This is a genomic window from Microbacterium sp. Y-01 (assembly GCF_003856715.1).
Lineage (GTDB): Bacteria > Actinomycetota > Actinomycetes > Actinomycetales > Microbacteriaceae > Microbacterium > Microbacterium algeriense.
Genome location: NZ_CP024170.1, coordinates 1904022 through 1916316, shown reverse-complemented (window position 1 = coordinate 1916316; position 12295 = coordinate 1904022). Strand labels below are relative to the sequence as shown.

Here is a 12295-nt window from a genome sequence, read left to right as displayed (position 1 = left end):
CGACGTCGCCTGAGAGCCTACCGGCCCGCGTTGTCCGCCGAAGTGTCAGCGCCCGCCGTTAGCCTGGAGGGATGACGTCCCCTGCTGCGCTGCTCTCCGGGCAGACGCCCCTCGCCGTGCGCATGCGCCCGGTGTCTCTCGACGAGGTGGCCGGCCAGCGGCATCTGCTCCGAGCCGGATCGCCGATCGTCGCCCTCGCCGACCCGGAGGCCAGCTCTCCCGGTGCCGTCTCGATCATCCTGTGGGGTCCTCCCGGCACCGGCAAGACGACTCTCGCGCAAGCGATCGCCCGGTCCTCCGGCCGACGTTTCGTCGAGCTCTCCGCGATCACCGCCGGCGTCAAGGACGTCAGGGAGGTCATGCAGGAGGCGATCACCCAGCGCGATCTGTACGGGCAGACAACGATCCTCTTCCTCGACGAGATCCACCGGTTCACGAAGGCTCAGCAGGACGCGCTGCTGCCCGGGGTCGAGAACGGGTGGGTCATCCTGATCGCCGCGACCACGGAGAACCCGTCGTTCTCGGTCATCTCGCCGCTGCTGTCGCGCTCGCTGCTGCTGACCCTCCAGCCGCTCACCGACGACGACATCGGGGTGCTCGTGGACCGGGCCGTCGTCGACGCGCGCGGACTCGGGGGAGCGGTCACGCTCAGCGACGAGGCACGGTCGGCCCTCATCCGGCTCGCGTCGGGCGACGCCAGACGTGCGCTCACCGGTCTCGAGGCGGGCGCCGCCGTCGCCCTGTCGCACGCGGCGGCCGAGACCGACGAGGCCGCAGCGCCGGGGGCGATACCCGAGGTGTCCGCCGATGATGTGGCACAGGCCGTCGACAAGGCTCTGCTGCGCTACGACCGGCAGGGCGACGAGCACTACGACGTCATCAGCGCGTTCATCAAGTCCATCCGGGGCTCGGATCCGGACGCCGCACTGCACTACCTCGCCCGCATGATCGAGGCGGGGGAGGATCCGCGCTTCATCGCCCGGCGCCTGGTGATCTCCGCATCCGAGGACGTCGGCCTCGCCGACCCCCAGGCGCTCGGCATCGCGGTGGCCGCCGCCGACGCCGTCGCTTTCATCGGGATGCCGGAGGGGCGGATCCCGCTCGCCGAGGCCACGGTCTACCTCGCGACGACGGCGAAGTCCAATGCCGCATACGTCGGCATCGACGCGGCGATCGCCGACATCCGCGCCGGCGGCTTCGGCCGCGTGCCGCTGCATCTGCGCGACGCGCACTACCCGGGCGCGAAGCGGCTCGGACACGGTCGCGGGTACCGCTACTCGCACGACAGCGAGTACGGCATCGTCCCGCAGCAGTACCTGCCGGACGAGCTCGACGGCAAGCACTACTACGAACCCAAGAACCTCGGCGCCGAGCGTGACATCGCGGCCCGGCTGGAACGCATCCGCCGGATCCTCGGCGACCGCTGAGCCCTCGGCCGGGGCGGGAATCGCGATCTGTTAGACTTGAGCGGCTCGAAACCGAGTTTTCGGGCATCTCCTCGTTCACACCACACCTTGCTGGCGCCCCGGCGTGCGCTCCAAGGCAGAACGCGGACGATACGTCCGTGAGTCGTGAAAGACGCGACCACGTCATCGGAAGGATAACTTCGTGACCACGAAGTCCCAGGACCGCCGCAAGGTGCGTCTCAGCCGCGCCCTCGGCGTCGCTCTCACCCCGAAGGCCGCCCGCTACCTCGAGAAGCGTCCCTACGCTCCCGGCGAGCACGGCCGCACCAAGCGCAAGGCCGACAGCGACTACGCGGTTCGTCTGCGTGAGAAGCAGCGTCTGCGCGAGCAGTACGGCATCCGCGAGAAGCAGATGCGCAACACGTTCAACGAGGCCCGTCGTCACGACGGTCTGACCGGTGAGAACCTGGTCGAGCTGCTCGAGATGCGTCTCGACGCGCTCGTGCTGCGTTCGGGCTTCGCCCGCACCACCGCGCAGGCTCGCCAGCTCGTCGTGCACCGTCACATCCTCGTCGACGGCCAGCTCGTCGACCGCCCGTCGTTCCGCGTGAAGCCGGGCCAGCTCATCCACGTCAAGGCCAAGAGCGAGGGCACCGAGCCCTTCCAGGTGGCGGCAGCCGGCGGTCACGCCGAGGTGCTTCCCCCCGTTCCCGGCTACCTCGAGGTCGAGCTCGACAAGCTCCAGGCCCGTCTGGTCCGTCGTCCGAAGCGCGCCGAGGTCCCCGTGACCTGCGAAGTGCAGCTCGTCGTCGAGTACTACGCGGCTCGCTGATCCAGCGAACGAGCATCAGGCAGGAGGCGTCGGGGATTCCCGACGCCTCCTGTCGTTTCCGCATACGATGGAGACACCGCGCCCACGCGGGTCGAGGCAAGGATGGCGACATGAAGAACGTGCTGTGGTTCCTGATCGGTGTGATCGGCGGCTTCGTCGCGGCTCACTTCATGAACAAGGACCCGCGCGGTCACGACATCCTCGCCGAGGTCGACGCCAGGATCAACGGGTTCACCGCGATCCTCGGCGACGCCTACCGCGAGCAGGAGGCACGGCTCACGGAGCCGGGCGACAACTGATCCACCGCCGCAGCGCAGCCGCGCGGCATCTTCACGCAAGGACACCCGGCACTCTATGAAAACTGCGGAGATCGCGCAGCGTTATCTCGACTACTTCGAGAAGAACGACCACCTCATCGTCCCCTCGGCCTCCCTGGTGAGCGACGACCCGTCGCTGCTGTTCACGGTCGCCGGAATGGTCCCGATGATCCCGTACCTCACGGGAGTCGTCCCCGCGCCGCATCCCCGCATCGCGGATCTGCAGAAGTGCATCCGCACCAACGACATCGAAGAGGTCGGCAGGACCGCGCGCCACGGCACGTTCTTCCAGATGCTGGGCAACTGGTCGTTCGGCGACTACTTCAAGGAGGGCGCCATCCGCTACGCCTGGGAGCTGCTCACCAGTTCCGAGGCCGACGGCGGCATGGGCTTCGACGAGAAGGACCTCTGGGTCACGGTCTACGAGACCGACGACGAGGCCGAGTCGATCTGGCGCGACATCATCGGTCTGAAGCCGGAGCGCATCCAGCGCCTCGGCCGCGCGGACAACTACTGGAACACCGGCCAGCCCGGTCCCGGCGGCCCCGACTCCGAGATCTTCTTCGATCGCGGTCCGGCCTACGGCAGGGACGGCGGTCCGGCGGTCGACGACTCGCGGTTCCTCGAGATCTGGAACCTCGTGTTCATGCAGGACTTCATCGAGAACATCCGCGGCAAGACCGAGTTCGACATCGTCGGCGAGCTTCCGCAGAAGAACATCGACACCGGCATGGGCCTGGAGCGCGTCGCCTTCCTGAAGCAGGGCGTCGAGAACATGTACGAGACCGACCAGGTGCGTCCGGTCCTCGACCGCGCCGTCGAGCTCTCCGGCCGCAAGTACGGCGCCGTGCACGAGGACGACGTGCGCTTCCGTGTGGTCGCCGACCACGTGCGCTCCTCGCTCATGCTCCTCTCCGACGGCGTCCGCCCGTCGAACGAGGGTCGCGGTTACATCCTGCGCCGCCTGATGCGTCGCACGGTGCGCGCCATGCGCCTCCTCGGAGTCGACGCCCCCACCTTCCCCGAGCTGTTCGCCGCCTCGCGCGACGCCATGAAGGCGACCTACCCGGAGCTCGAGAAGGACTGGTCGGTCCTGTCCTCCTCCGCCTTCGCCGAGGAGGAGACCTTCCGACGCACCCTCGTCGCCGGGTCCACGATCCTCGACCTGGCCCTGGATGAGACGAAGAAGGGCGGAGGGAAGACCCTCAACGGTCCCGAGGCCTTCCTGCTGCACGACACCTACGGCTTCCCGATCGATCTCACTCTCGAGGTCGCCGAGGAGGCGGGTCTCGACGTCGACCGCACCGCGTTCGACGCGCTCATGCAGGAGCAGCGCCAGCGCGCCAAGGACGATGCGAGGAACCGCAAGCGGCAGCTCGCCGATGTGTCGGTCTACCGCGATCTGCGCGCTCTCGGCGAGACCGGGTTCGACGGCTACACCGCCCTCGAGGTGGAGTCCCGCGTCCTGGGCCTGCTCGTCGACGGCGTGCCCGTGCGCACCGCGACCGAAGGGCAGATCGCCGAGGTCGTCCTCGCCGAGACCACGCTGTACGCGGAGTCCGGCGGACAGGTCGCCGACAAGGGCACCATCGTCGGCCCCGGCTACACGCTCGAGGTGCTGGATGTCCAGAAGCCGGTCCCCGGCCTGATCAGCCACACGGTCGAGGTCAGCCGCGGCAGCGTCGCGGTGGACGACATCGCGACCACCGTCGTGGACGCCGCCAACCGCCGCGCCGCGCGCCAGGCGCACTCGGCCACGCACCTCGTGCACGCCGCGCTCCGGGACACGCTCGGCCCGACGGCGACCCAGGCCGGCTCGCTGAACCGCGCCGGGTACATGCGGTTCGACTTCTCCTGGTCGCAGCCCCTCTCCACCGACACGCGCAGCGAGATCGAGGAGATCACCAACCGCGCCGTGCAGGAAGCCCTCGAGGTGACCACGCGGATCGTGTCGCTCGACGAGGCGAAGGAAGCGGGCGCGATGGCACTCTTCGGCGAGAAGTACGGCGACGTGGTGCGCATGGTCGACATCGGCGGACCCTGGTCGCGCGAGCTGTGCGCCGGAACGCACGTGAGCACGAGCGCCGAGATCGGGCTGGTCAGTCTCGTCGGCGAGTCCTCGGTCGGCGCGTCGAACCGTCGCATCGAAGCCCTCGTCGGCGCGGACGCGTTCCGCGAACTGGCTGCCGAGCGCACCATCGTGTCGCAGCTCACGAGCGCGCTCAAGACCCCGCGCGAGCAGCTGCCGGAGCGGATCGCGGATCTCACCGCCAGCCTGAAGGCCGCGGAGAAGCGGATCGCGCAGTTCGAGGCGAAGGAGCGCGCAGGTCAGGTCCCCGCGATCGTCGAGGCCGCCTCCCGCGTCGGCGGATTCCGTCTCGCCGCGCAGCATCTCGGCGAGGTCGCATCCGCGGATGACGTGCGCGACCTGGTGAACGGCGTCCGCGAGCGCCTCGGCACGGAGGCCGCCGTCGTGGCACTCGGCGCTGTGGTGAACGGGCGCCCTGTCGTGGTCGTCGCCACCAACGACGCCGCGCGCTCGGCCGGCGCCAAGGCCGGTGCGCTCGCGAAGCGCGCCGCCGGTGTGCTCGGCGGCGGTGGCGGAGGTCGCGACGACCTCGCCCAGGGCGGCGGTGCGGACGCCGCAGCGCTTCCCGCTGCGCTCGACGCCATCGCGCAGGAGCTGCACGTCGCGTGAGCGGCTTCCGTCGCGGTGTGCGGCTCGGCATCGACGTCGGGCGGGCGCGCGTGGGCGTCGCCCGCTGCGATCCCGACGGCATGCTCGCCGTCCCGGTCGAGACCGTGCCGCGAGACGAGGGGTCGATCGAGCGCATCGTCCAGCTGGCCGGCGAGTACGAGCCCCTGGAGTTCGTCGTCGGGCTCCCCGTGAACATGCAGGGCGCCGACACGCCGTCCACGACAGACGCGCGCGAGTTCGCTGCGGCTCTGGCGCAGCGCGGCGGCATCCCGGTGCGGCTCGTCGACGAGCGTCTCAGCACCGTGACGGCGCACGCCGCTCTGCGCAGTTCCGGGCGATCTCAGAAGAAGTCTCGTAGCATTGTGGATCAGGTCGCCGCCGTGGTGCTTCTGCAGCAGGCGATCGACATGGAGAAGAGCACCGGAAACCCGGCCGGAGCCGCCATCTCGCCCGACGAGGAGCACGCCTGACGATGTCTGACCGCGACAGCGCCACACCCCGGCACGATCCCGATTCGCGCCTGGGCGACCTGTTCGAGAATCTGCCAGCGCCCTCAGGGCAGGTGCCGACTCCCGACACCAGCGCACCCGCACCGGGAACGCGCCGGGCGGCCAGGGAAGCCGCGGCAGGCGACGGCGGAGCGACGCCGCGTCCGGCTGCCGATCCGAGCGCGCCGTCGCCCGTGCCCGTCCGTGCGTCGGCCGACGATGCGGATGCCGCACCGGCAGGACAGCCGTCGCCGACCCCGGTCCGTTCCTCGGCGGACGCCGCCGACACCCCGACCCGGGCCAATCCGCGCGTCGAGTGGGCTCCCGCGGACGCGGAGCCGGTCCTCGGCGGAGGCCTGGACGACCTCTTCGCGCCGCAGGACGAGCATGTCGACGCGCACCCGAAGAAGAGGCGCCGCAAGGGCTGCCTGATCGCGCTGATCATCGTGCTCGCCATCGTCGGCGGTCTCGCCGCCGGGGGCGTCTGGGTCTGGAACACGTACGGCGACAAGGTCAGCGAGGCGCTCGGCTGGGGCGAGCCGAAGGATTGGGAACCGGGCCAGGCGAACGGAGAGGCCCTGGTCACGATCAAGTCGGGCGACACGGGGCAGCCGGTCTCCACCGCCCTCTACGAGGCAGGGGTCACGAAGACCGAGGACGTGGTCTACGACTACATCGTCAACGAAGGACTCGCGGTCACGTTCTATCCGGGCGTGTACCGGCTGCAGAAGAAGATGACCGCGGAAGCCGCCCTGGCCGCGCTCGAGAATCCCGAGAACAAGATGGCCAACACCGTGTCCGTCTCCGAGGGCAGCACGATCGTGTCGTCCCTGCCCGGGATGGCGGAGATCCTCGGGATCCCGCTCGAGGACTTCGAGGCCGCCGTGAAGGACCCGTCGGCCTACGGCGTCGACGCGCCGAGTCTCGAGGGCTGGCTGTTCCCCGCGGTGTACGAGTTCGACCCGGGCGTGACCGCACCGCAGGTGATCCAGCGGATGGTGGACCGCACGCGGGAGTCCCTCGCGGCAGCAGGGGTCCCCGCGGGTGATGAGGAGCGGGTGCTCACGATCGCATCGATCATCCAGCGCGAGGGCCGGCTGGACGACTTCCCGAAGGTGTCGCGCGTCATCCAGAACCGTCTCGACATCGACATGAAGCTGCAGATGGACTCGACGGCGCAGTACGGGTACGGCTCGCTGCACGAAGGGGTCGTGTCCAGCTCCAAGGAGGCGCTCGAGAGCGACAATCCGTGGAACACGTACGTGCACACGGGTCTGCCGGTCACGCCGATCGCCGCCTCCAGCGATGCTGCGATCAAGGCGGCCATGCAGCCGGCGGACGGTCCGTGGCTGTACTTCGTCACGATCAACCTCGCGACGGGCGAGACGCAGTTCTCGGAGACCCTCGCCGAACATGAGCAGGGCATCGAGAAGTGGCGCGAATGGTGCCGGGCGAACCCCGATGGCGGCTGCTGAGCCGGTGACGCGGTCCCGGCTGGCGGTCTGGGGGGATCCGATCGCGCACTCCCGGTCTCCGCAGCTGCACGCGGCGGCGTACGCGGTGCTCGGGCTCGATTGGACTTACGAGCGCCGTCAGGTCCCGGCCGACGGGTTCTCGGCGGCGATGGGGGAGCTGGACGCGAGCTGGCGCGGCCTCTCGCTGACCATGCCGCTCAAGGAGCCGGCGTTCCGCGCCGCGTCCACGCACGATCGCCATGCGGAGCTGACCGGCGCCGTGAACACCCTTCTGCTCGGCCCGCGGCCTGCGGGTTTCAACACCGACGTCGGCGGGATCGTGGACGCGCTGTCCGAGGGCGGGATCGAGACGGTCGAGCGGGTGCGCATCCTCGGCGCCGGCGCGACGGCCGCCTCCGCACTCGTCGCGGCTGCGGAGATCGGGGCCGACCGAGCGACGGTCGCGGCACGGCGGCCGGAGCGGGCCGCGGGTCTCGTCGGTCTGGGAGACCGGCTCGGGGTGGGCGTCGACGTCGCTCCCTTCGATGCTCCGCACCCGCCCGTCGATCTCACGATCGCGACGCTCCCCAGCGGCTCGGCGCTTCCGCCCGCGACCGCCGCACGGCTCGCCGCGACCGGAGGCGCTCTCTTCGACGCCGCGTACGCCCCGTGGCCGTCCGCTCTCGCCGCATCGTGGGGGGATGCCCCCGTGATCTCCGGACTCGGGATGCTGCTGCACCAGGCCGTGCGACAGATCCGCATCTTCGCGCACGGAGACCCGGGGGCGGAGCTTCCGCAGGAGGAGCGCGTGCTCTCGGCGATGCGCGACGCGCTCTGACGCGACCGGACGCGAAACGCGGCGCGGCACGGGGTCCGACGCATGGGAGACTGGAGCAATGCTCCGCGTGCTCACGGCCGGCGAATCGCACGGCCCAGAACTCATCGCCGTCATGGAGGGCCTGCCCTCCGGCGTCCCTGTGTCCTCCGAGGCGATCCAGACCGACCTCGCCCGTCGCAAGCTCGGCTACGGCCGCGGCTCGCGCATGAAGTTCGAACAGGACGAGCTGACGATCTCCGGCGGCGTGCGGCACGGCCGCAGTCTCGGCAGCCCCATCGCGCTGCGCATCGGCAACACGGAGTGGCCGAAGTGGGTCGAGGTCATGAACCCGGAGCCCGTCGAGCTCACGGACCGGTCCCGCGGACGCGGCGCCCCCTTGACGCGGCCCCGCCCCGGGCACGCCGACCTCGTCGGCATGCAGAAGTACGACTTCGACGAGGCGCGGCCCATCTTGGAGCGCGCGAGCGCTCGGGAGACCGCCGCCCGCGTCGCGCTGGGGGCGATCGCGCGATCGTTCCTGGCGGAGCTGGGCATCCGGCTCGTCAGCCACACGCTGTCGATCGGCCCCGTCCGCGTGCCCGACGGATCGCCGCTGCCGACGCCGGACGATGTGGACGCCCTCGACGCCGACCCGCTCCGGTGCTTCGACCCCGCGACCTCGGCGCTCATGGTCGCGGAGGTCGACGACGCCAAGAAGGACGGCGACACGCTCGGCGGCATCGTGGAGGTCCTCGCGTACGGCCTTCCGCCGGGACTCGGATCCCACGTGCACTGGGACCGGCGCCTCGACGGCCGGCTCGCCCAGGCGCTCATGAGCATCCAGGCGATCAAGGGCGTCGAGGTCGGCGACGGCTTCGAGACCACGCGGCGCCGCGGCTCGGCCGCGCACGACGAGCTCTTCGCCACCGCCGACGGCATCACCCGCGGGTCCGACCGCGCCGGAGGCACCGAGGGCGGGATGTCCACGGGCACCGTGCTCCGGGTCCGCGCCGGGATGAAGCCCATCGCGACCGTACCGCACGCACTGCGCACGATCGACGTCGCGACCGGAGACGACGCGACGGCGCATCACCAGCGGTCGGACGTCTGTGCGGTCCCCGCCGCGGGCGTGGTCGCCGAGGCGATGGTCGCGATCGAACTCGCGAACGCCGTGCTGGAGAAGTTCGGCGGCGACAGCATCCGCGAGACGCGCCGCAACCTCGACGGGTACCTGGACGGGATCCCCGCCGAGCTGCGCACGACGCCGGTGTCCGAGGCGGCGCTCATCGCGCATGACGAGCGAGACTGAGCCGCTGACGCTGGTGCTCGTCGGTCCGATGGCGGCCGGCAAGACCAGCGTCGGACGCCGGGTCGCTCGTCGACTCGGGGTCGACTTCGTCGACACCGACAAGCAGATCGTCGCCGCGCACGGGCCGATCCCCGCCCTCTTCGCCGAGCACGGCGAGGCGTACTTCCGGGAACTCGAGCGGCAGGCCGTCGCCGACGCCGTCGCCGACGGCGGCGTCATCTCGCTCGGCGGGGGCGCCGTGACGGATGCCGAGACCCGCGAGCTCCTCAAGGCGCACTCGGTCGTGTTCCTCACGGTGAGCGCGGAGGCCGTGGCCGATCGGATCCGCGGCGGCAACCGGCCGCTCCTCGCCGGAGAGGATCCGATCGAGCGCTGGAAGAGGATCTACGAAGAGCGGCGTCCGTGGTACACGGAAGTGGCCTCGACGACATTCGACACTTCACGGCGGCCGATGCAGCGGATCGCCGACGAGATCGTGGCATGGAAGAGGGAACAGCGATGAGCACGACCACCATCAGCGTCACCGGGAACGACGCATACGACATCACGATCGGACGTGGCGTCCTCGATCGGGTCTCCGAGGCGCTGGCTCCCGGGGTGCGGAAGATCCTCGTGGTGCATCCGCCGACGCTCGCCGCACGGGCGGCCGAGCTCCGCGACCGGCTGCTCGCCGACACGGCGAACGGCCAGCGCGAGGTGCTCCTCGCGGAGATCCCCGACGCGGAGCAGGGCAAGCGCATCGAGGTGGCGGCGTTCTGCTGGCAGGTCATGGGGCAGGCGGACTTCACGCGCAGCGATGCGGTCGTGGGGTACGGCGGGGGAGCGGTGACCGACCTCGCCGGCTTCGTGGCGGCCACGTGGCTCCGGGGCGTCCAGCTGGTGCAGGTGCCCACCACGGTCCTCGGCCTCGTCGACGCGTCCGTCGGAGGGAAGACCGGCGTGAACACCGCCGAGGGCAAGAACCTGGTGGGCGCGTTCTGGGCTCCGAGCGCGGTGATCGGCGACCTGGACGAGCTGTCCAGCCTCAGCCCGAACGAGGCCACCGCCGGCTTCGCCGAGGTGGTGAAGGCCGGTTTCATCTGGGCGCCGGAGATCCTCGACATCATCGAGTCGGATCCGGCACGCGCTGTCGACACGACGACGGAGGAGTTCCGTCGTGCCGTCGAGCTGGCCGTGGACATGAAGGCGAAGGTCGTATCCGACGACTTCCGTGAGGCGGGGCTCCGCGAGATCCTCAACTACGGCCACACGCTCGGCCACGCCATCGAGCACGCGGAGCGGTACCGGTGGCGGCATGGCGCTGCCATCTCGGTCGGGATGCTCTACGCGGCCGAGCTGTCCCGGCTGGCAGGACGGCTGTCCGACACCGCAGCGGAACGCCACCGCACGATCCTGGAGTCGCTCGGCCTCCCCACCTCCTACCGCGCCGGGGCGTGGCCGCAGCTGCTCGCGACGATGCAGCGCGACAAGAAGAGCCGCGGAGGGATGCTCCGCTTCGTCCTGCTCGACGACATCGCCAAGCCCACGGTGCTCCGAGCCCCCGACGAGTCGCTGCTGTTCGCCGCGTATCAGGAGGTGGGGGAGTGACCCGCCGCATCCTGCTGGTCAACGGCCCGAACCTCAACCTGCTCGGCACCAGGGAGCCCGAGGTGTACGGCACGGCGACACTCGCGGACGTGGAGCGGATCACCGCGGAGGCCGCGGCGCCGCTCGGCTTCGAGATCCGCGCCGTGCAGAGCAACCACGAGGGCGTCCTGATCGACGCGATCCACGACGCCCGCGGGGAGTGCGAGGGCATCGTGATCAACCCGGCAGGCCTCACGCACACCTCCGTTGTGCTCCGGGACGCCCTCACCGGGGTGTCGCTGCCGTTCGCGGAGGTGCACATCTCGGACGTCTACGCCCGCGAGGAGTTCCGGCACCACTCGTTCCTGCACGACGTCGCAGCCGTGCGTGTCATCGGACGGGGCGTGGAGGGCTACGCCGAAGCGCTGCGGGAGCTGGTCTCGCTGCTCTGAGGGCGTCCGCATCTCAGCTGGTCAGCGGAACCCACACGATCATCACGCACACCACCATGCCGAGCAGCGCGACCAGAGCCATGCCCAGGAAGCAGCCGGCGAGCGCGCGCAGACGCGGCGGGCCGTCGCGCAGGGTGAATCGCAGCACCACCATCGCGATGAGCGCGCACACCACGAGCGTCGCCGTCACGAGGGCGACGGACGCGGCGGCACCGCCGTTCGCGATGATCCCGACCAGCGGCACCAGGCTCATCGCCGCGAACAGCGAGGCGACGATGATCCAGATCGTGCCGGATGACGACCGCAGCGACGGCTGACTGGTCACCAGCGTGGGATCCAGCCCCGCGCCGGGGTCAGCTCTGCGCCTGCGTGCTGCTCTTCCCGGCATGAGCGCACCTCCTCTGCGCCCAGGATGAGTGCCGACGGGCCCGCCGTCAACGGGGTGTCCCCCGACGGGAGTCGGGCGTACGTTCCGGTGCGACGGGCGCATTCGCGGCCGTCCGACGCCGAAGAGCAGGAAAGAGGCACCCATGACGGTCCGACTCAACAAGGACGCCCTCGCCCTCGCGCGCAAGCTGGTGCAGGACGGCGAGGTGGTGCGGGACGAGCGCGACGACTGGAGCGAGCACGCACCGAGCACGGCAGACGAGAACGCGTTCATCGAGAAGCACGGGATGGCGGAGTTCGCGAAGTGGCACCTCGGCGAGGACACGGACGAGACCGAAGGAACCAAGGGCCGGCTGAAGTTCCCGTACGGCGACTTCCGCAGGGTCCACCGGTGCGCCGTCATCTCCGGGGAGAGTCGCGCGGGACAGTACGACCACACGTCGATCGAGAACGCCCTCCGCGGGCTTCTCGCCGACATCGATGGAGACCGGTCGTGAGCCGCGCAGTCGTCCCCGGCCACCCGCGCGTGCGGGCGTCTCGCCGCTGATCCCTTAGAATCGACTGTCGGC

General features: G+C 70.5%; 13 protein-coding genes. 12 read left to right on the top strand and 1 reads right to left on the bottom strand.

The window, feature by feature from the left end:
- Positions 1 to 71: 71 nt before the first annotated feature.
- The 11 genes from CSX12_RS09020 (at position 72) to aroQ (ending at position 11339) form a co-directional block, all read left to right on the top strand.
- The gene (locus CSX12_RS09020) at positions 72 to 1427 is read left to right on the top strand and encodes a replication-associated recombination protein A (RefSeq protein ID WP_124895563.1); all 1356 of its coding nucleotides are present in this window, start codon (positions 72 to 74) and stop codon (positions 1425 to 1427) included.
- A 181-nt stretch (positions 1428 to 1608) separates the two neighbouring features.
- Entirely contained in the window at positions 1609 to 2238 is a 630-nt protein-coding gene (rpsD, locus tag CSX12_RS09015) for a 30S ribosomal protein S4 (RefSeq protein ID WP_017202148.1), read from the top strand.
- A 110-nt stretch (positions 2239 to 2348) separates the two neighbouring features.
- The gene (locus CSX12_RS09010) at positions 2349 to 2537 is read left to right on the top strand and encodes a hypothetical protein (RefSeq protein ID WP_017202147.1); all 189 of its coding nucleotides are present in this window, start codon (positions 2349 to 2351) and stop codon (positions 2535 to 2537) included.
- Between the two features lie 55 nt (positions 2538 to 2592).
- Positions 2593 to 5253 (top strand): alanine--tRNA ligase, encoded by a 2661-nt coding sequence (gene alaS / locus CSX12_RS09005; protein WP_124895562.1) that lies wholly within the window; start codon positions 2593 to 2595, stop codon positions 5251 to 5253.
- Positions 5250 to 5723 carry a Holliday junction resolvase RuvX gene (gene ruvX, locus CSX12_RS09000; RefSeq protein WP_017204753.1) on the top strand — a complete coding sequence of 158 codons (474 nt, stop codon included), beginning with the start codon at positions 5250 to 5252 and terminating at the stop codon, positions 5721 to 5723. The genes alaS and ruvX overlap by 4 nt, the downstream gene beginning before the upstream one ends.
- Positions 5724 to 5725: 2 nt before the next feature.
- Positions 5726 to 7216 carry an endolytic transglycosylase MltG gene (gene mltG, locus CSX12_RS08995; protein WP_124895561.1) on the top strand — a complete coding sequence of 497 codons (1491 nt, stop codon included), beginning with the start codon at positions 5726 to 5728 and terminating at the stop codon, positions 7214 to 7216.
- Positions 7203 to 8033: a shikimate dehydrogenase gene (locus CSX12_RS08990; protein WP_124895560.1), complete on the top strand. Its 831-nt coding sequence runs from the start codon at positions 7203 to 7205 to the stop codon at positions 8031 to 8033. The genes mltG and CSX12_RS08990 overlap by 14 nt, the downstream gene beginning before the upstream one ends.
- 58 nt (positions 8034 to 8091) lie before the next feature.
- Positions 8092 to 9321 carry a chorismate synthase gene (gene aroC, locus CSX12_RS08985; protein WP_017204367.1) on the top strand — a complete coding sequence of 410 codons (1230 nt, stop codon included), beginning with the start codon at positions 8092 to 8094 and terminating at the stop codon, positions 9319 to 9321.
- Positions 9305 to 9823, top strand: coding sequence for a shikimate kinase (locus tag CSX12_RS08980; protein ID WP_124895559.1), 519 nt, complete (start codon positions 9305 to 9307; stop codon positions 9821 to 9823). The genes aroC and CSX12_RS08980 overlap by 17 nt, the downstream gene beginning before the upstream one ends.
- Positions 9820 to 10908, top strand: a complete 1089-nt coding sequence (gene aroB, locus CSX12_RS08975; RefSeq protein WP_124895558.1) for a 3-dehydroquinate synthase — start codon at positions 9820 to 9822, stop codon at positions 10906 to 10908. Before CSX12_RS08980 ends, aroB begins: the two co-directional genes overlap by 4 nt.
- Positions 10905 to 11339, top strand: a complete 435-nt coding sequence (gene aroQ / locus CSX12_RS08970; protein WP_124895557.1) for a type II 3-dehydroquinate dehydratase — start codon at positions 10905 to 10907, stop codon at positions 11337 to 11339. Before aroB ends, aroQ begins: the two co-directional genes overlap by 4 nt.
- Before the next feature lie 13 nt (positions 11340 to 11352).
- On the opposite strand, the gene CSX12_RS08965 is transcribed toward aroQ, so the two are convergent.
- Positions 11353 to 11727, bottom strand: coding sequence for a hypothetical protein (locus CSX12_RS08965; protein WP_124895556.1), 375 nt, complete (start codon positions 11725 to 11727; stop codon positions 11353 to 11355).
- Positions 11728 to 11869: 142 nt separating this feature from the next.
- Here CSX12_RS08965 and CSX12_RS08960 point away from each other — a divergent pair, with 142 nt between their 5' ends.
- Complete coding sequence (locus CSX12_RS08960; protein WP_017204372.1) at positions 11870 to 12223, top strand: hypothetical protein; 354 nt, start codon at positions 11870 to 11872, stop codon at positions 12221 to 12223.
- Positions 12224 to 12295: the final 72 nt, after the last annotated feature.